Below are 19,259 nucleotides of genomic sequence, written 5' to 3'. Positions count from 1 at the left end.
TGGCCTGAACAGGCGTCAACTCGAAAGGATGCTCATATGAAGATCTCCGCCCGCAACCAGCTGCCCGGCACCGTCGTCTCCATTGAGAAGGGCGCCGTCAACGGTGTCGTCAAGATCGAGGTCGCTCCCGGCGTTGTCATCACCTCTTCCATTACCAACGCGGCCATCGAGGAGCTCGAGCTGGCAGAGGGTAAGAAGGCTGTCGCCGTTGTCAAGGCGTCCTCCGTCATGGTGGGCCTCCAGGACTGAGGGTAGACGCTGCCGTGAGGCGCAGGCCGGCGTAGCCGTCAGTGCGATCATGGGGGGGTGGTTGCTGCCCCTGGAACCTTCTGGGCCTGCCAACTGACAGAGGATGAGGAGTTATGACCGCACTATCACCTGATCCCGACCTGCGCTTCCCCGGCGGCTTCCTGTGGGGAGGGGCCACCGCCGCCAACCAGATCGAGGGCGCCTACGACGAGGACAGTAAGGGCCTGTCCGTTCAGGACGTCATGCCCTGAGGCATCATGGCCCCGCCCACCCAGACTCCCACACCGGACAACCTCAAGCTCGAGGCGATCGACTTCTACCACCGATATGCCCAGGACATCGCCCTGTTCGCGGAGATGGGCTTCAAGGTCTTCCGCTTCTCCATCGCCTGGAGCCGTATCTTCCCCCGCGGCGACGAGGCCGAGCCCAACGAGGAGGGGCTGGCTTTCTATGACCGCGTCCTCGATGAGCTCGAGAAGCACGGCATCGAGCCGCTGATCACCATCAGCCACTACGAGACCCCACTGCACCTGGCCCGCACTTATGACGGCTGGACCGACCGCCGCCTCATCGGCTTCTTCGAGCGCTACGCCCGCATCCTGTTCGAGCGTTACGGCAAGCGGGTCACGTACTGGCTCACCTTCAACGAGATCAACTCCGTGCTCCACGAGCCCTTCCTGTCCGGAGGCATTGCCACCCCCAAGGACAGGCTCAGCGAGCGGGACCTCTACCAGGCCATCCACCACGAGTTCGTCGCCTCGGCGGCCGCAACCAGGATCGCCCACGAGATCAACCCCGATATCCGGGTCGGCTGCATGATCCTGGCGGTGCCTACCTACCCGCTCACCCCCGACCCCCGCGACGTGTGGGCCGCCAAGCAGGCGGAGCGCGCCAACTACGCCTTCGGGGACCTGCACGTGCGCGGTGAGTACCCCGGCTACTTGCTGCGTACGCTGCGGGACAAGGGCATCGAGCTGGAGATCACGGACGCGGACCGTGCGCTGCTGCGTGAGCACACCGTCGACTTCGTCTCCTTCTCCTACTACATGTCCGTGTGCGAGACCGCCACCCAGAAGGCTCCTGCCGGTCAGGGCAACCTCATGGGCGGCGTGACCAACCCCACCCTCGAGGCCTCCGAGTGGGGATGGCAGATCGACCCGGCGGGTCTGCGCACCATCCTCAACGACTACTGGGACCGCTGGGGCAAGCCCCTGTTCATCGTCGAGAACGGCCTGGGAGCCAAGGATGTCCTGGTTGACGGCCCCAACGGTCCCACGGTCGAGGACGACTACCGCATCGCCTACATGAACGACCACCTGGTCCAGGTCGCCGAGGCCATCGCCGACGGCGTCGAGGTCCTGGGCTACACCTCCTGGGGCTGCATCGACCTGGTCTCGGCCTCCACCGCCCAGATGTCTAAGCGCTACGGGTTCATCTACGTGGACCGCGACGATGACGGCAACGGCACCCTGGCCCGCTATCGCAAGAAGTCCTTCGGCTGGTACCGCGACGTCATCGCCTCCAACGGCGCCTCCCTCGTGCCTCCGACGCAAGAACCGCCGCAGGAGTAGGCACTGAGACTCCGCGGCCCAGGCGGCCGGCTCAGACGCTGGGACGAATCGCCCGGGCCGCCCCCCGGGCCCGGTCAACGGCGACCTGCACGTCGTCGGCGCAGGCCACGACGACGCCCAGGCGTCGACCCGGGTGGGCCTCGGGCTTGCCGAACAGCCGCAGGTCCACCCCGTCCTGCACAAGCGCCTCATCCAGGCCGGCGAAGCTCACACCCTCACCAGGAGCGGACTCGCCCGTCGCCTTGATGGTTGCCGAGGCGCCGGGGGAGCGCAGTGAAGTGTCCACGGGCAGTCCCAGCAGGGCGCGGGCGTGCAGCTCGAACTCGCTCAAGCGCTGGCTCGCCAGTGTCACCAGGCCGGTGTCGTGCGGGCGCGGAGAGACCTCGGAGAAGAGAACATCCTCCCCACAAATGAACAACTCGACACCGAACAGGCCCCAGCCGCCCAGTGCCGTGGTGACGGCCCGGGCCATCCGGTGTGCCCGCTCCAGGGCCACCGGACTCAGGTTCTGCGGCTGCCAGGACTCGACGTAGTCCCCATTGACCTGTCGGTGCCCGATCGGCTCGCAGAAGCTCGTCACCGTCTCCCCGGTAACCGGGTCGCGCCAGCGCACCGTGAGCAGAGTGATCTCGGTATCGAAGCGAACGAATCCCTCCACAATGACCCGCCCTCGGTCCACCCGCCCGTCGGCGGCCGCGTCGTGCCATGCCGCTTCCAGATCCTCCGGGCTGCGCACCATCGACTGGCCATGGCCCGACGAGGACATGACCGGCTTGACCACGCAGGGGAAGCCCACCCGCTGGGTACCTGCCACCAGCTCCTCCAGACAGGAGGCGAAGGCGTAAGGGCTGGTCGGCAGGCCCAGCTCCTCGGCCGCCAGGCGACGGATGCCCTCACGGTTCATCGTCACCTGCGCCGCCCGAGCCGTCGGCACCACCCGCACCTGGCCGGCCTGTTCCAGGGCCACGAGGGCATCGGTGGCAAGTGCCTCGATCTCGGGGACCACGATGGTGGCGCCGCTGGAGCGGATGGCCGCGGTCAGGGCCTCGGGATCGCTCATGTCCACCGTCAGCGCGTTGTGAGCCACCTGCTGTGCCGGAGCCCCGTCGTAGCGGTCAATGGCCGTGACCTCCACGCCCAGGCGACTGAGCGCGATCGTCACCTCCTTGCCGATCTCGCCGGCGCCCAGCAGCGCAATCTTTGTCGCGCTACGGGTCCAGGGCGTGCCCAGGACTGGGGGGTCGAGCCGGGGTGCGGGTGTCTGATGGGAGGGCAAGGGGGAGGAGCTCATTGGACCTCCTGGTATCTGGGTGCCGAGAACCGGCGGCAGCGAGTACGGGCGACGGTGAAACGCTACCGGTAGTCCTGCCTCGCCAACGGTCAGGCGCACCGGGACGTGCGATGCTTGGGGCATGCACGACGAGCGCCGCCCCCAGACCCCCTCCGGCAAGCGCAAGCGGCTCCAGGACACCGTTCCCATCGAGATCGCCGCTCTTGATGAGGCCACTCCTCCGGTCCCACCCGCTGAACGGCCAGAGATGATCATCGTCACGGGAATGTCTGGGGCGGGGCGTTCGCGCGCGGCCAACGCCCTGGAGGACCTCGACTGGTATGTGGTGGATAACCTTCCGCCTCAGTTATTGCCGGCTCTGTCCGGCATGATGACGACGGTTGGCGCCGGCGTGCACCGGTTGGCCGCCGTCGTCGACGTGCGCAGCCGTGAGTTCTTCTCCCACTTCATGGACTACCTGCGCAAGGTCCGCGACAACGGCACTGATGTGCGGCTCATCTTCCTGGATGCCTCCGACGCCGTCCTGGTCAGACGCTTCGAGTCCTCGCGTCGTCCCCACCCGCTGCAGGGCAACGGCTCTGTCCTGGACGGGATCGAGCACGAGCGCACTCTCCTGGGGGGACTGCGGGGTGTGGCCGACATCGTCATCGACACTTCCAACTATTCCGTCCACGACCTGGCCCGTCGGGTGCGCGAACTCGTGGCTCACGAGTCCGATCTGGCCTTGCGGATCAACGTCATGTCCTTCGGATTCAAGTACGGCATCCCGCTGGACGCCGACCACGTTCTGGACGTGCGTTTCATCCCCAACCCCTACTGGGTCTCCGAGCTGCGCCACCTCACCGGCCGGGATGCGGCGGTGTCCGACTACGTCTTCGCTCAGAAGGGGGCGGCCGTCTTCGTCGACGGATACGCTGACCTGCTCGTTCCCGCACTTCCGCAGTACATTGATGAGCTCAAGCCGCACGTTACCCTGGCTGTGGGCTGCACCGGCGGCAAGCACCGCTCCGTGGCCTCGGCGGAGAGGCTCGGGGTCCGGCTGCGCAGAGCGGGCTTCGAGGTCGTTGTCCAGCACCGGGACCTTGGACGGGAGTAGGTAGTGGGAACCACGATCGATGCTGCGGGGTGGCCCCGTCGCGGTGAGGAAGGACCTGCCGTCGTGGCTCTGGGAGGAGGACACGGCCTATCGGCCACGCTTCGGGCTCTGCGGCACATCAGCCACCGGCTCACGGCCGTCGTCACCGTCGCCGACGACGGCGGCTCCTCGGGGCGTCTGCGTCGGGAGTTCGACTGTCTGCCACCGGGGGACCTGCGGATGGCGCTGGCCTCCCTGTGTGAGGACTCCGAGTGGGGACTGACCTGGCGCGACGTGCTCCAGCATCGTTTCGAGGGGCAGGGCGAACTCGACAACCACGCTCTGGGCAACTTGCTCATTCTGGCCCTGTGGCAGCTGCTCGGAGACGACGTGGCCGGACTCGACTGGGTGGGGCGCCTTCTGACGATCCACGGCCGGGTGGTCCCCATGTCCTCCTCGCCCCTGGTCATCGAGGCCGACATCGTCTCAGGCGGAACCAGTCGCAGAGTCAGCGGACAGGTTGCGGTGGCCTCGGCCCGTGGTCGCCTGGAGAACGTAGGGATCGTTCCCGAGAATGCTGATGCCCACCCCGAGGCGCTACGAGCCATCGGTGAGGCGGACTGGGTGGTCCTGGGCCCGGGCTCCTGGTACACCTCGGTGCTTCCGCACCTCATCCTTCCCTCCATGCGTCAAGCGTTGGTGAGTACCTCGGCCCGTAAGGTCGTGGTCCTCAACCTCTCTGCCCAGCGGGGTGAGACCGATGGTATGACCAGTGCCGACCACCTGCGGGTTCTGAGTCAGTATGCGCCCGACCTCAGGCTGGACGTCGTGCTGGCCGATCCCTCTACTGTCGAGGACGTCGCCGACCTCGAGTCGGTGGCCTCGGCCATGGGAGCCGTCGTCGTCCTACGGCAGGTGCGCACTGGTGAGGCCCTGTGCCATCACGACCCGTTGCGCCTGGCGGCCGCCTTCCGGGACGCCTTCGAAGGGGTGCTGGGGGACGTCACCGACAGGGCGAAGACCTAGTTGACACCTCACTGCCTCCTGTCCTTCGTCCGCGGGACGATCCTGACCGATCGTGACAATGGCCTCACGGAGGTGGCCGGACGCCGTCGTCTCTCATAGTTCTCCGCGGCCCTGCTCAGCCTGCTGCAGGGTGTCACTGCTAAGAGTTTCCTTAAAAGCGCCTTCGGATGTCACATCACATTGCTTTTGCATCTCACCTGCGCCGGTGACCGCCCGGTCCCCGGTCCTATTGGTTACACCTGAGTAGCACCAGCAGCACGGACGTCCCTGTGCGCGCCTACTACAACCCCCGAACACGAGGAGCCCGCCCATGTCGCTGACGGTTACCGTCAAAGATGAGCTTGCGCTCGTCGCCATCGAGAATGCTGCCCAACGACGGGCGGAGGTCTCCGCGATGCTGCGCTTCGCCGGAGGGCTGCACATCGTCTCCGGACGTATAGTCGTTGAGGTCGAGCTCGACCACGGCGGGGCGGTGCGGCGACTGCACCAGCACCTCAAAGAGCTCTACGGGATGGAACCTGAGGTCATGGTGGTTCAGGGTGGCTCTCTGCACCGCGGGTCTCGCTATGTGCTGCGCGTGACGCGGCGAGGCAAGGATTTGGCCAGGCTCTCCGGCCTGGTGGACGACCGAGGGCGCCCCGTGCGCGGCATGCCGGTCGCCGTCGTCCAAGGCGGTCGCAACGCCGCCGCGGCGGCCTGGCGCGGGGCTTTTCTCGCCCGCGGTTCCCTGACCGAGCCGGGGCGATCCTCCTCCTTGGAGGTCACCTGCCCCGGGTCCGAGGCCGCGCTGGCCCTCGTAGGAGCGGCAAGACGGTTTGATATCTCCGCCAAGGCCCGCGAGGTGCGCGGGGCCGACCGCGTCGTCGTTCGTGACGGGGAGGCCATTGGCGTACTCCTGGAGAGGATGGGGGCGCCTGAGGCCTTCAAGGTCTGGGCCGAGCGACGATCCCGGCGCGAGTCAAGAGGCACAGCCAATCGCCTGGCTAATTTCGATGACGCAAACCTGCGTCGTTCCGCCCGTGCCGCCGTGGCCTCCGGTGCCCGGGTCGAGCGAGCCTTCGAGATCCTGGGCGACGACGTTCCCGCCCACCTGCTTCAAGCTGGACGTCTGCGCGTCGCGCACAAGCAGGCGTCCCTGGAGGAGCTCGGTCAGCTCTCCGATCCGCAACTGACCAAGGACGCCGTCGCCGGACGCATCCGCCGGCTTCTGGCCATGGCGGACAAGCATGCGCACGAGATAGGCGTCCCCGACACCGAGTCGGTTCTCACCCAGGAGATGCTTGAACCCTGACGGCGAACGGGACCTCGGTCCTGCCTCGGGATGCAATCGACGGTCATGGATCCCGCGAAGGGTGGTTTCTGCGTCACAGTGTTCGCCCGTGGCGTGGCCTGCGACTCCCAGCGGCTGCTCAGTGTGGCTAGACTCGGCCGTGCCGGAACTGAATCGGTTCTGAATGGAAGATGTTCCGGAGCACACGCTGTGTGTGAGAAGAGCCCAGCAACCGTGCGCCGTACCGGCGCACTAGGAGGACACAAAGTGACCACCCGCGTTGGTATTAACGGCTTCGGCCGGATCGGCCGCAACTTCTTCCGCGCTGCCCTCGAGCAGGGCGCCGACATCGAGGTTGTCGCCGTCAACGACCTGACGGACAACAAGACCCTGGCCCACCTGCTCAAGTACGACTCGATCCTCGGTCGTTTCAACGGCGAGGTCTCCTACGACGAGGATGGCATCACCGTCAACGGCAAGCACATCAAGGTGCTTGCTCAGCGCAACCCCGCCGACCTTCCCTGGGGCGACCTGGGCGTCGAGGTCGTCGTAGAGTCCACCGGCTTCTTCACCGACGGCGAGAAGGCCAAGGCACACCTCGATGGTGGCGCCAAGAAGGTCGTCATCTCCGCCCCCGCCAAGAACGTCGACGGCACCTTCGTCATGGGTGTCAATGAGGGCGACTACGACAACGCCACGATGAACATCGTGTCCAACGCCTCGTGCACCACCAACTGCCTCGCCCCCCTGGCCAAGGTCCTCCACGAGAACTTCGGCATCGAGCGCGGCATCATGACCACCATCCACTCCTACACGGGTGACCAGCGCGTTCTCGACGCCCCGCACAGCGACCTGCGCCGTGCTCGCGCCGCCGCGCTGAACATGATCCCCACCAAGACTGGTGCAGCCCAGGCCGTGGCCCTCGTCCTGCCCGCCCTCAAGGGCAAGTTCGACGGCCTGGCCGTTCGTGTCCCCACGCCGACCGGCTCACTGACCGACCTGACCTTCATCGCTGAGAAGGAGGTCTCCGTCGACGCCGTCAAGGCCGCCGTCAAGGCCGCCGCCGAGGGTGAGCTCAAGGGCGTTCTCGAGTACACCGAGGACCCGATCGTCTCCACCGACATCGTGGGCAACCCGCACACCTCGATCTTCGACGCCACCGAGACCAAGGTCATCGGTAACCTCGTCAAGGTCCTCTCCTGGTACGACAACGAGTGGGGCTACTCCAACGCCCTGGTCCGCCTGACCGCCCTGGTCGGCTCCAAGCTCGCCTGAGACCAGACCGAGAGCATGACTCTCTAGGATGCGGCGCCCGCGCCACGCTATGCGTGCGCGGGCGCCGTCCGTCAAACCCCACACCATCACCCACAACCGATGAGAGGCTTTATGAAGACCATCGAGTCCCTGGGCGACCTCAAGGGCAAGCGAGTCCTGGTCCGCTCCGACTTCAACGTGCCGCTGGACGCTAACAAGAACATCACCGACGATGGCCGTATCCAGGCTGCTCTGCCCACCTTGCGCACCCTGATCGACGCCGGTGCCAAGGTCATCATCACAGCCCATCTGGGACGCCCCAAGGGGCAGGTCAACCCCGACTACTCCCTGGCTCCCGTCGCCAAGCGTCTCGCCGAGGTCACTGGTGCCAAGGTGACTCTCGCCGAGGACACCGTCGGCGAGTCCGCCAAGGCCGCTGTCGCCGCAGCCGGCGACGGTGAGATCGTCCTGCTGGAGAACGTGCGCTTCAATGCCGCTGAGACCTCTAAGGACGACGCAGAGCGTGAGGCCTTCGCCGCCGAGCTCGCCGCTCTGGCTGACGTCTTCGTCTCCGACGGCTTCGGTGTCGTTCACCGCAAGCAGGCCTCCGTCTACGACGTCGCCAAGCTGCTGCCCTCGGCGGCCGGCCTGCTCGTCGTCAAGGAGATCGAGTCGCTGGGGCGTGCCGTCAACGACCCCGAGCGTCCCTACACCGTCGTGCTCGGTGGCTCCAAGGTCTCCGACAAGCTCGGCGTCATCTCCAACCTGCTGGGCAAGGCCGACCGTCTTCTCATCGGTGGCGGCATGGCCTACACCTTCCTGGCCGCTCAGGGCTACGAGGTGGGCACCTCTCTGCTGGAGAAGGACCAGATCGAGACCGTCAAGGGCTACCTGGAGACCGCCAAGGCCAACGGTGTCGAGCTCCTGCTGCCCGTCGACACCGTCGTGGCCCCCGCCTTCGCTGCGGACTCCCCGGCCACCGTGGTGCCCTCCAGCGGGCTGCCCGCTGACCAGATGGGGCTGGACATCGGCCCTGAGACGCGGGGGCTCTTCGCCGACGCCATCACCACCTCCAAGACCGTGGTGTGGAACGGCCCCATGGGAGTCTTCGAGTTCCCGGCCTTCGCCGAGGGCACTAAGGCGGTGGCCAAGGCGATCTCCGATTCCGACGCCTTCTCCGTCATCGGCGGTGGCGACTCGGCCGCGGCCGTGCGCACACTCGGCTTCGACGAGGCCACGTTCTCCCACATCTCCACCGGTGGTGGCGCCTCCCTCGAGCTCCTCGAGGGCAAGACGCTGCCCGGTATCGCAGTGCTCGAAGACTGAAGGAAGGCGACCTAGATGAGCAACCGCACCCCGCTCATGGCGGGCAACTGGAAGATGAACCTCGACCACCTCGAGGCCAACCACCTTGTCCAGGGCCTGGCCATGGAGCTCAAGGACCACGACCACGACTACGCCAAGTGCGAGGTCCTCGTGATCCCACCCTTCACGGACATCCGCACCGTGCAGACCGTCGTCGAGGCCGACTCCTTGAGTGTCAAGTACGGTGCTCAGGACGTCTCCACCCACGACAACGGTGCCTACACCGGCGAGATCTCCACCGAGATGCTCACCAAGCTCGGCTGCAGCTACGTGGTCATGGGCCACTCCGAGCGCCGCGAGTACCACGGCGAGTCCGACGCCCTCGTGGGCGCCAAGGCCCGCAAGGTGCTCGACGCCGGCATGACTCCGATCCTGTGCTGCGGTGAGGCCCTCGAGATCCGCAAGGCCGGCACCCACGTCGAGTTCGTCCTGGGCCAGATTCGTGCCGCCCTCGAGGGGTGGAGCGCTGAGGACGTTGCCAAGATCGTCATCGCCTACGAGCCCATCTGGGCCATCGGTACCGGCGAGACCGCCACCGCCGAGGATGCCCAGGAGGTGTGCGGAGCGATCCGCGAGGCCCTGCGTGCCGACTACGGCGACGCCACCGCTGACGCCACCCGCGTCCTCTACGGTGGCTCCGCCAAGCCCGGCAACATCAAGGAGCTCATGGCCCAGCCCGACGTCGACGGCGCGCTCGTCGGCGGAGCCTCCCTCAAGGCCGACTCCTTCGCCGCCATGGCCGGCTTCTACGCCTGAGCAGTTCGCGCCTGGACGTTAGAGGAGAAGGGCGAAGCCACCGGCAAGACCGACTCATAACGCCCATAGCCCGGGTCCCGGACACCTCACACCACGAGGTGTCCGGGACCCGGTGCGTTGCGGGTAGACTGCCGGGCAGACAGGCCGGGTGCCGACCCCGGACCGCGTCGACTCCCGAATCGGCGCGTGGCAAGCAAACAGCAAGACGAAACCAACGACGAAGGGAACGCGGCGTGAACGTGGTGCGTATCATCCTTCAGGTACTGCTCGTGCTCTCGAGCTTCTTCCTCATCATGTCGATCCTCCTGCACAAGGGCAAGGGAGGAGGCCTGTCGGACATGTTCGGCGGTGGCATCTCCTCCTCGGCCGGCTCCTCCGGCGTGGCTGAGCGCAATCTTGACCGCATCACCGTGGCGGTGGCCATCACCTGGGCGATCACGATCGTCGGGCTCGGCCTGGTCGCCAAACTCGCCTGAGCGCCGGTGGCTTCCGACGAGCACCTCGAAAACGACGGGCCCAGCCGTCGGTAGCACTCGTGACCCGCGCGGCGACGTCCTGGACCGTGCGCTGCGCGACTACCTCGCCCATCTGCGCGTCGAGCGCGGACTGAGTCCCCACACCCTGAGTGCCTACGAGCGCGACCTGGGCCGCTACCTGCGCTACCTGCGAAACGGCAGTATCTCCACCCCGCAGGAGGTGAGTCGCAATGATGTGACCGGCTTCCTCGAGGCGCTGCGCACCGGTGCCGATGGTGCTCGCCCATTGGCACCGTCGTCGGCCTCCAGAACCGTGACGGCCGTGCGCGGCTGGCACAAGTTCCTTCTGGCAGAGGGGATGACGTCGCAGGATCCCTCGGCCACGGTGCGCCCGCCCCAGTCCGGTCGTCGACTACCCAAGGCCTTGAGTATCGAGGGGGTCCGCCAACTCCTGGAGGCCGTTGGGATCGACGACTCCCCGGTGAGCCTGCGTGACCGAGCGCTGCTGGAGATGCTTTATGCCACTGGTGCCCGTATCTCCGAGGCGGTCGGGCTCGTTGTTGACGATCTCGACGTCGATTCCCGACTGCTGCGACTATTCGGCAAGGGGCGCAAGGAGCGCATTGTCCCCATGGGAGCCCTTGCCTGGGAGGCGCTGGACGCCTATCTGGTGCGAGGCCGACCGGTCCTGGCCGAGAAGGGCAGAGGAGTGCCGCAGGTCTTCCTCAACACCCTGGGGCGACCCTTGAGCCGACAGAGCGCCTGGGCCGTCCTTCGGCTCGCCGCCGAACGGGCGGGCCTCGCCGGAACCAACTCGCCCGATGAGCACCGCATCTCGCCTCACACCCTGCGTCATTCCTTCGCCACCCATCTTCTGGCCGGAGGTGCTGACGTTCGTGTCGTCCAGGAGATGCTCGGACACGCCTCCGTCACCACCACCCAGATATACACCAAGGTCACCGTCGATCACCTGCGGGAGGTCTACGTCACCAGTCACCCGCGTGCGCTCGCTTGAGTGTCGGGCCGTCTTGTTGGACGGCCGTGGGATGCCTTGCGACGAGCGGGGCCTGCGCGAGCCGAGTCCGATCGACCTCAAGGCGTTCTCTGGCGTGTCCCGTCTGAACTGGGCGAGGACGGTTAGCTTTCGACTAGGCTGTTGGATGTGAATGACTCCATCCAGCCAGGCCTGATCGACAACCCCGGCTTCGAGGAGAACGAGGAGAAGGACTTCCCCGTTCCCGCGCCGCTGGAGTCGCACGGACCCGCTCGGGTCATCTCCATGTGCAACCAGAAGGGCGGCGTCGGTAAGACCACAACGACGATCAACCTCGGTGCGGCGCTGGCCGAACTCGGGCGCAAGGTCCTCATCGTCGACTTCGACCCCCAGGGAGCGGCCTCAGCGGGGCTGGGCATCAACGCCCACGAGCTCGATTCCACGATCTACGACCTGCTCGTCGCCAATCGACCGGATATCCGTACCGTCGTCCACGAGACCACCGTGGAAGGGCTGGACATCGTCCCGGCCAACATCGACCTGTCCGCCGCTGAGGTCCAGCTCGTTAACGAAGTGGCCCGAGAGCAGGCCCTCAAGCGAGTACTGCGACCTGTCCTGGACGAGTACGACCTCATCCTTGTGGACTGCCAGCCGTCCTTGGGACTACTCACCATCAATGCTCTGACCGCCTCCCATGGCGTCATCATCCCCTTGGAGACCGAGTTCTTCGCGCTGCGGGGGGTGGCCCTTCTGGTTGAGACCGTCGAGCGGGTCAAGGACCGTCTCAACGGCAGCCTGGAGATCGACGGCATCCTGGCCACCATGGTGGACTCCCGCACCCTGCACTCGCGCGAGGTGCTCGAGCGCCTGGAGCAGGCCTTCGGCGAGCAGCTCTTCGACACGCGTATCCGACGCACGATCAAGTTTCCGGACGCCACGGTGGCCAGTGAGCCGATCACCAGCTACGCGCCCTTCCACCCCGGAGCGGAGGCCTACCGTCGACTGGCCCGCGAGGTCATCGCCCGCGGCGATGTCGCCTGAACCGCAGGCCCACCAGGAGGCCGATCCGGCGCAGAGCACGCAGAGGACAACCGGGGCCGGGAATCTCCATGATGTTGGGAAGCCTCAGGAAGTCCAGAACAGTCAGGGCCCTTCTCGTCTCCCCGGTTTCAAGGTCGCCCTGCCCCAGTTCGAGGGGCCTTTCGACCTGCTCCTGAGTCTCATCGCGCGTAAGCGGCTCGACGTCACTGAGCTGGCGCTGGCGGAAGTGACTGATGAGTTCATCGCCCATATGCGCTCCGACTGGGACCTGGGACGCGCTTCGGAGTTCATCGTGGTGGCCTCCACTCTCCTGGCGCTCAAGGCCCATCGCCTTCTGCCTCATTACGAGGATGATGAGGAGCCCGACTTCGAGCTGCTTGAAGCTCGTGACCTGCTCTTCGCCAGGCTCCTGCAGTACCGGGCCTTCAAGGAGGCAGCCGCCGCCTTTCGTCTCCGCGCGGAAACCGTTGCGCGCTGTCACCCCCGGATCGTTGCGCTGGAGCCGCACCTGGCTGCGCTCCTGCCCAGACTCGTCGCCACCATCACCCCCGAGGAGCTCGCTCGCCTGGCTGTAGGAGCCTTCACCCGGCCCACAGGTCCGGGTGTTCAGACCGTTCACCTTCATGAGCGGGTCCCGGTCGGCGAGCAGCTGAGCCTCATCGTGCTGAGACTGCACCGCCACAGGACTCTGACCTTCGCCCAGATCATCGAGGACGCCGAGCGTACGGCCGTCGTCGTCGCCCGGTTCCTGGCGCTACTCATCCTCCACCGGCAGGGCAGTGCCGAACTGGAACAGGTCAAGCCCATGGGCGAGATCACCGTAACCTGGTGCTCCGGTCAGGATGACTTGACCGGCATGATGACCGGCGAGGACCTGAGCGAGCTCGAGGAGGAATTCGCATGAGCGAAGTCGCCGAGCCTCGGCTGCGCAGCGCTGCCGAGGCGATTCTCATCGTTGCCGACGAACCGGTGACCACTGCCGCGATTGCTGAGGCTCTCGGTCTCGAGGACAGGCTGGCCGAGGAGTTGCTCGAGGACCTCGCTGCGGAGTACAGGGGAGAACGACCCGGCGGCCGCCCTCACGGTTACCTCCTCCGGCGGGCGGCCGGCGGGTGGCGTTTCGCCTCCGTACCCGAGCACGCCGAGCTCGTCGAGCAGTTCATCATCGGCGGTGCCACCGCGCGTCTGAGCCAGGCCGCCCTGGAGACCCTTGCCGTCGTCGCTTACCGGCAGCCGGTCACCCGCGGACGCGTCGCGGCGATCCGTGGCGTCAACGTCGACGGCGTCATGCGCACTCTGCATGCCCGTGGCCTCATTGAGGAGGCCGGTTCTGAGGCCTCCGGTGCGATCCTGTACCGGACCACCGGGGAGTTCCTGGAGTACCTGGGAATCGACTCCCTGGACGAGCTACCACCCCTGGCTCCCTACCTCCCCCGCGTCGAGGCGCTGGAGGAGATCGTTGAACAGGCCGATGAAATGGCCGGTAGGAGGACCCCATGACCCCGAAGAAGCACCGCAGCAGAACTGACTCGGTACCCAAGAGCGACTTCGGGGCGCAGGAGTTCTACGACGAGGATGATATCGAGGAGCTGGACGAGCAGGCCGATACTGACGACCTGGCCGCCTTCGATGCTGAGGCCATCGACGAGGACGAGGAGTCCCGCCTGCTCGCCATGCGCGAGCGCGTCTCCCAGGGTGGGCAGGACGACCCGCATGTGGCCTCCGGACAGCGGCTGCAGAAGGTCCTCGCCCACGCCGGGGTCGCCTCACGCCGGGCTTGTGAGCAGCTCATCGCCGACGGCCGCATCAGTGTTGACGGCATCACCGTCACCGAGCCGGGTGTCAGAGTGGATCCGCTGATTCAGGAGATCCGCCTTGACGGCAGCCGGGTCCTCACCGACCCCGAGCTCATCACCCTCATGCTCCACAAGCCGGCCGGGGTCGTCACCACCATGGAGGACCCTGAGGGCCGTCCGACAGTGGCCCAGTACGGGGCCGACTACCTGGCCGAGCACCCCGAACTGCCCGATTCACTGCGCCTGGTGCATGTCGGCCGCCTCGACACCGAGACCGAGGGACTGCTCCTGCTGTCCAACGACGGCGAGCTCTCCCACCGACTCATGCATCCCAGCTTCGAGATCGCCAAGACCTACGTGGCCATCGTCGAGGGACGGGTCGAGCCGTGGGTGCCGCGCAAGCTGCGTCGAGGTATCGAGCTCGAGGACGGCGAGGCCCGGGCGGATCGGGTCACGGTCAAGGACTCCGGGCCTCGGGGCTCCATCGTCGAGATCACCCTTCACTCGGGCAAGAACCGCATCGTGCGGCGCATGCTGGATGCTGTCGGCCACCCGGTGACGCGTCTGGCGCGCACGAGACTGGGGCCGTTGCGTCTGGGCAATCTGCGCCCAGGCGAGACCCGGCCCCTCAGTGGTGAGGAGATCACGGCACTCCAGCAGGAGGTCGGGCTGTGAACATGGCCGAGTCCCGGGCATCGGTGTCCACACGAGGGCCGGTTCTCATTGTCGGCACCGGGCTTCTGGGGACCTCACTCGCCTTGGCGCTGCGGGCAGCGGGCGTTGATGTCCAGCTCTCCGACACCTCGCCCACGTCCCTGGCCCTGGCCCGCGACATGGGGGCGGGAACGCTTTGCGGCAAGGACAGCCCTGAGCCGCAGGTCGTCGTCGTGGCCACCCCTCCCGATGTGACTGCCAATGTTGTCATTGCACAGCTGACCGCCCACCCGAACGCTGTGGTCACCGACGTCGCCTCGGTCAAGGAACGGGTGGTTGCTGAGGTGCATGCCCGAGCAGGTGCGGAGGCGCGCAGGTACGTCGGCTCCCACCCGATGGCGGGTCGCGAGCGCTCGGGCGCCGGTGCCGCCGACTCCGATCTCTTCGCCGGGCGCCCCTGGGTGGTTGTCGGCCAGGACTCGGCTCCCGAGGCGGAGCTGGTCATCAGGAACCTGGCAGTCGATGTGGGCGCCACCCCGGTGCGCATGGGGGCGGCGGAGCACGACGCCGCCGTGGCCGCCGTCTCCCACATGCCTCAGCTCATCGCCTCCCTCGTGGCCGCCCGCCTGGAGGAGCTGGGGGAGGGGGCCCTGGCCCTGTCGGGGCAGGGCCTTCGTGACGTCACCCGGATCGCGGCGTCGGATCCCAGGCTGTGGTCGGCCATCATCGTGGGCAACGCCGGGCCCGTGGTCGACCTGTTGCGCCGGATCAGTGATGACCTGGGTGCACTGATCACGGGGATTGAGGCGGCCGCCTGTGATCCGGACGGCCCGGAGCACACGGCCCCGGGAGCGGCACGTGTGGTCGCTCCCGGGGCCGTCGGCGCGGTCACCGACGTCATGACTCGGGGCAACACCGGTCGCGCCCGTATCCCGGGCAAGCACGGTGGGGCACCGCGCCGCTACACCGAGGTCCAGGTCCTGGTACCCGACGCCGCCGGCGAGCTGGGCAGGCTCTTCTCGGATGTCGGCGCCGCCGGTGTCAATATCGAGGACTTCTCCCTGGAGCACTCGGCAGGCCAGAGCGCCGGGATTGCGCTCATCTCCGTCCTGCCGGCGGCCGCCCAGGGGCTGGAGGAGGCACTGGACGCCAAGGGCTGGCGCGTCGTCGCAGCCTGAAACCGGTTCACTGCGCGCTTGCCGGCTGCCTGTGTCAGTACTCATGGGGTCCTGATCCGCAGTATCGCGCCGGAGTGTGCGACGCTTGGCCCAGTTCTTGACCGGAATCGGACTCTGCTGGAGGACACCATGGGAATCGTCGTCGCTATCGACGGGCCGAGCGGGTCGGGCAAGTCCACCGTCTCGCGGCGCGTGGCCGCCACGCTCGGACTGGCCTACCTCGATACCGGTGCCATGTACCGGGCCGCGGCCTGGTGGTGCGAGCACGAGGGGGTTGACCTGGACGACGGGGCCGTCGTCGCCGATGCCGTCGCCGCGATGCCGCTGCACACGGGTCTGGATCCCGAGCACCCCACCTTCACCGTCGACGGAACCGACGTGTCGGCCGCGATCCGTGACCCGCACATCGCCACGATCGTCTCGAAGGTCGCCACCAACCTCGAGGTGCGTGCCGAGCTGGCCCGCCGTCAGCGCGAGATCATCCGCTTTGAGGTCACCGGTCACACCGGCTCCTTCTCCGGGGGAGCCGGCATCGTGGCCGAAGGACGCGACATCACCACCGTCATCGCCCCCGATGCCGACGCCCGTCTACTGGTGACCGCCTCGGAGGAGGCCCGCCTGGCGCGCCGCGCCGGGGACCTGGAGGCCGCTGGCAAGCAGGTCGACGCCGCCGCCCTGCGCGACCAGGTGGTGCGCCGCGACCGGGACGACTCCACGGTCTCCCAGTTCCTCACCGCGCCCGAGGGCGTCACCCTGGTGGACACCTCGGAGATGACCCTGGAGCAGTCCGTCGAACGGGTCCTGGACCTGGTGGAGGAGGCCGCCGACTCCGCCGCCCAGCGGGACGCCGAGGAGGACCTGAGGGCCCGGGCCATGCGTGAGGGGCTGGGCGACTATGAGCTCGATGAGGAGGATCTCGCTCTCCTGGAGGCGGACGGGGAGCTTCCAACCGGCGACCGGGCCGAGGCTGGGCTGCCGGTGCTGGCCGTCGTCGGCCGGCCCAACGTGGGTAAGTCGACACTTGTCAACCGGGTCCTAGGCCGCCGCGAGGCCGTCGTCCAGGACACCCCCGGCGTCACCCGCGATCGGGTCTCCTACCCGGCGGAGTGGGCCGGGCGTCGCTTCACCATCGTCGACACCGGCGGCTGGGAGGTGGACGTGGCCGGCCTCGACGCCGCCGTGGCCACCCAGGCCGAGGTCGCCGTCGAGATGGCCGACGCCGTCCTACTGGTCATCGATGCCCAGGTCGGCATCACCGAGACCGACGCCCGGGTGGTGCGGATGCTGCGCCGCAGCGGCAAGCCCGTGGTTCTGGCCGCCAACAAGGTCGACTCCCCGGCACAGGAGGGGGACGCCGCCGCCCTGTGGAACCTGGGCCTGGGTGAGCCCTTCCCGGTCTCGGCCCTGCACGGCCGGGGCAGTGGTGAGGTCCTCGACGCCGTTATGGAGATCCTCCCGGAGGTATCCTCCGTGGCCACCGCCGCACCCGAGGGGGACCTGCACCGGGTTGCCCTCGTGGGGCGGCCCAATGTCGGCAAGTCCTCTCTGCTGAACTCCATCGCGGGCAGGGAGCGCGTCGTCGTCAACGAGACCGCCGGCACCACCCGGGACCCGGTCGACGAGATCATTGAGCTTGACGGGCGCCAGTGGGTCTTCGTCGATACCGCCGGGATCCGCCGGCGCGTCAAGCAGTCGCGGGGCGCCGACTACTACGCGGTCCTGCGCACGCAGGGCGCCATCGACAAGGCCGAGGTCGCCGTCGTCCTCCTGGACGCCTCCGAGCCGATCAGCGAGCAGGACGTGCGCGTCGTCCAGCAGGTCGTTGACGCAGGCCGTGCCCTGGTCCTGGTCAACAACAAGTGGGACCTGGTGGACGAGGAGCGTCAGAAGATGCTCTTGTGGGAGGTCGAGCACGACCTGGCCCACGTCTCTTGGGCTCCTCACATCAATCTGGCCGCCCGGACGGGCTGGCACACCAACCGGCTCGTACGCGCCCTCGACGCCGCCCTGGAGGGCTGGACCACGCGCGTGCCCACAGGGCGCCTCAACGGCTTCCTAGGCCAGCTGCAGTCGGCCACCCCGCACCCGGTGCGTGGCGGCAAGCAGCCCCGTATCCTCTTCGCCACCCAGGTGCAGGTGGCCCCGCCCAGAATCGTCATCTTCACCACTGGCTTCCTCGACGCCGGATACCGGCGCTTCATCGAGCGTCGCCTGCGCGAGGAGTTCGGCTTCACCGGTACCCCCATCCAGATCGGGGTGCGTGTGCGCGAGAAGCGCCGGCGGCGCTGAGCCCTGGACGGGCTCAGCTACCGGCCGCGGCCTGCTCCTTGGCCCATGCGGCTACACGCGCGGTGCTCTCCTCCTCGGACAGATCCTCGACCCGGGTCATGACTGCCCACCGCACGCCGAAGGGGTCGCGGATGGAGGCGAACCTGTCCCCGGACACGAAGGTGTCAGGCGGTTCCAGTAAGGTCGCGCCGGCGGCAGTGGCCCGCTCGACGACGGCATCGACGTCCGGGCAGTACAGGCCGATCGAGTAGCAGACCCGGTCCTCTGACGGGGTCGCAACCAGACCGGACAGGGCGGACGGCTCACCGATCTGGACCCTGCCGTGACCGAAGTCGAGCTCCGCGTGGACGACCGCCCCCTCCATCTCAACACTGTCCACGATGCGCGCCCCGAAGACGTCACGATAGAACCGACGTGCCCGGTCGGCGCCGTCAATGGCCAGAAACGGTGTGATGCTGGTGAATCCGTGCGGAGTCCCGTGAGTCGTGTACTGACCAGTGGCTCCGGATACGTTGCGTGTACTCATGTCAACGACTGTAGGAATGGTGAGGTGCCTCCGCTTGAAGATCCGCGACAGATTCGGAACGGTGAGGAGACGTGCCCAGGACGACCGCTGATCAACGGGGGATCCTCTATCCCTCCAGGCTTCCGACCTTTCACCGGGAACCTGTGTCCGAGGCACTGGCCGACCGCGTCCGTTGGATCTGGATCCCGCGCTGGGACCTGCCCGCAGGACAACGGGACCGGCAGGAGGTTCTCCCGTTCCCCGCTTGTAACCTCGTTGTCGAGCCGGATGGGATCACCTTGCACGGCCCGACGACGAGCATCTCCTATCGCGAGCTGGAAGGTCGGGGCTGGGCTGTCGGAGCCCTTCTACGACCGGCGGGGGCCGGCGCACTGTGCTCCCCGTCCCTGATTCGGAATTCCCATCGGCCGCTCGAGGACCCTGAACTGAGCGCCGCGGTCGCCGGTGC

Annotated in this window: 17 protein-coding genes and 2 pseudogenes; 17 read left to right on the top strand and 2 right to left on the bottom strand. The window is 67.3% G+C overall.

The features are described 5' to 3' along the window. The first annotated feature begins 36 nt into the window (after window positions 1-36). Together RWR81_RS00840 and RWR81_RS00835 are read left to right on the top strand one after the other, a co-directional pair. Complete coding sequence (locus RWR81_RS00840; protein WP_314452997.1) at window positions 37-249, top strand: molybdopterin-binding protein; 213 nt, start codon at window positions 37-39, stop codon at window positions 247-249. A 113-nt stretch (window positions 250-362) separates the two neighbouring features. Beyond that, a pseudogene (locus RWR81_RS00835) lies at window positions 363-1,820 on the top strand (glycoside hydrolase family 1 protein). 31 nt (window positions 1,821-1,851) lie between these two features. Here RWR81_RS00835 and purT read toward each other — a convergent pair. Beyond that, window positions 1,852-3,111 (bottom strand): formate-dependent phosphoribosylglycinamide formyltransferase, encoded by a 1,260-nt coding sequence (gene purT / locus RWR81_RS00830; RefSeq protein WP_314452994.1) that lies wholly within the window; start codon window positions 3,109-3,111, stop codon window positions 1,852-1,854. 121 nt (window positions 3,112-3,232) lie between these two features. Here purT and rapZ point away from each other — a divergent pair, with 121 nt between their 5' ends. From rapZ to der, 14 genes are all read left to right on the top strand, one after another. Then, window positions 3,233-4,207, top strand: a complete 975-nt coding sequence (gene rapZ / locus RWR81_RS00825) for an RNase adapter RapZ (protein WP_314452991.1) — start codon at window positions 3,233-3,235, stop codon at window positions 4,205-4,207. 3 nt (window positions 4,208-4,210) lie between these two features. Next, window positions 4,211-5,212 (top strand): uridine diphosphate-N-acetylglucosamine-binding protein YvcK, encoded by a 1,002-nt coding sequence (gene yvcK, locus RWR81_RS00820; RefSeq protein WP_314452988.1) that lies wholly within the window; start codon window positions 4,211-4,213, stop codon window positions 5,210-5,212. A gap of 310 nt (window positions 5,213-5,522) precedes the next feature. Then, window positions 5,523-6,503, top strand: coding sequence for a DNA-binding protein WhiA (whiA, locus tag RWR81_RS00815; RefSeq protein WP_314452985.1), 981 nt, complete (start codon window positions 5,523-5,525; stop codon window positions 6,501-6,503). A gap of 246 nt (window positions 6,504-6,749) precedes the next feature. Continuing rightward, on the top strand, window positions 6,750-7,757 hold the full coding sequence (gene gap, locus RWR81_RS00810; RefSeq protein ID WP_003784883.1) for a type I glyceraldehyde-3-phosphate dehydrogenase: 1,008 nt from the start codon (window positions 6,750-6,752) through the stop codon (window positions 7,755-7,757). Window positions 7,758-7,868: 111 nt separating this feature from the next. Continuing rightward, window positions 7,869-9,062 carry a phosphoglycerate kinase gene (locus RWR81_RS00805; protein ID WP_314452982.1) on the top strand — a complete coding sequence of 398 codons (1,194 nt, stop codon included), beginning with the start codon at window positions 7,869-7,871 and terminating at the stop codon, window positions 9,060-9,062. 15 nt (window positions 9,063-9,077) lie between these two features. Beyond that, window positions 9,078-9,857 carry a triose-phosphate isomerase gene (gene tpiA / locus RWR81_RS00800; protein WP_314452979.1) on the top strand — a complete coding sequence of 260 codons (780 nt, stop codon included), beginning with the start codon at window positions 9,078-9,080 and terminating at the stop codon, window positions 9,855-9,857. Window positions 9,858-10,090: 233 nt separating this feature from the next. Beyond that, window positions 10,091-10,333, top strand: coding sequence for a preprotein translocase subunit SecG (gene secG / locus RWR81_RS00795; RefSeq protein WP_314452977.1), 243 nt, complete (start codon window positions 10,091-10,093; stop codon window positions 10,331-10,333). 91 nt (window positions 10,334-10,424) lie between these two features. Beyond that, window positions 10,425-11,348, top strand: a complete 924-nt coding sequence (locus RWR81_RS00790) for a site-specific tyrosine recombinase XerD (protein ID WP_314453208.1) — start codon at window positions 10,425-10,427, stop codon at window positions 11,346-11,348. A 147-nt stretch (window positions 11,349-11,495) separates the two neighbouring features. Continuing rightward, window positions 11,496-12,368, top strand: a complete 873-nt coding sequence (locus RWR81_RS00785; protein ID WP_314452974.1) for a ParA family protein — start codon at window positions 11,496-11,498, stop codon at window positions 12,366-12,368. Then, the gene (locus tag RWR81_RS00780) at window positions 12,358-13,272 is read left to right on the top strand and encodes a ScpA family protein (protein ID WP_314452972.1); all 915 of its coding nucleotides are present in this window, start codon (window positions 12,358-12,360) and stop codon (window positions 13,270-13,272) included. Before RWR81_RS00785 ends, RWR81_RS00780 begins: the two co-directional genes overlap by 11 nt. Beyond that, complete coding sequence (gene scpB, locus RWR81_RS00775) at window positions 13,269-13,868, top strand: SMC-Scp complex subunit ScpB (RefSeq protein ID WP_314452969.1); 600 nt, start codon at window positions 13,269-13,271, stop codon at window positions 13,866-13,868. Before RWR81_RS00780 ends, scpB begins: the two co-directional genes overlap by 4 nt. Next, window positions 13,865-14,839 carry a pseudouridine synthase gene (locus tag RWR81_RS00770; protein WP_314452967.1) on the top strand — a complete coding sequence of 325 codons (975 nt, stop codon included), beginning with the start codon at window positions 13,865-13,867 and terminating at the stop codon, window positions 14,837-14,839. Before scpB ends, RWR81_RS00770 begins: the two co-directional genes overlap by 4 nt. 2 nt (window positions 14,840-14,841) lie before the next feature. Further along, entirely contained in the window at window positions 14,842-15,996 is a 1,155-nt protein-coding gene (locus tag RWR81_RS00765) for a prephenate dehydrogenase (RefSeq protein WP_399497772.1), read from the top strand. 129 nt (window positions 15,997-16,125) lie between these two features. Beyond that, entirely contained in the window at window positions 16,126-18,285 is a 2,160-nt protein-coding gene (gene der / locus RWR81_RS00760; protein WP_314452962.1) for a bifunctional cytidylate kinase/GTPase Der, read from the top strand. Window positions 18,286-18,298: 13 nt separating this feature from the next. Here der and RWR81_RS00755 read toward each other — a convergent pair whose 3' ends face one another. Continuing rightward, on the bottom strand, window positions 18,299-18,811 hold the full coding sequence (locus RWR81_RS00755; protein WP_314452960.1) for a VOC family protein: 513 nt from the start codon (window positions 18,809-18,811) through the stop codon (window positions 18,299-18,301). 71 nt (window positions 18,812-18,882) lie between these two features. On the opposite strand from RWR81_RS00755, the pseudogene RWR81_RS00750 reads away from it, so the two are divergent. After that, window positions 18,883-19,176 (top strand): annotated as a pseudogene (locus tag RWR81_RS00750) (DUF6597 domain-containing transcriptional factor); the annotation flags it as partial. Between the last annotated feature and the right edge of the window lie 83 nt (window positions 19,177-19,259).

Origin of the sequence: uncultured Actinomyces sp., assembly GCF_963526355.1 — a bacterium.
Classification (GTDB): domain Bacteria; phylum Actinomycetota; class Actinomycetes; order Actinomycetales; family Actinomycetaceae; genus Actinomyces.
Note: the sequence above shows the minus strand (reverse complement) of the source record. Positions and strands in the feature narration are given on the sequence as shown.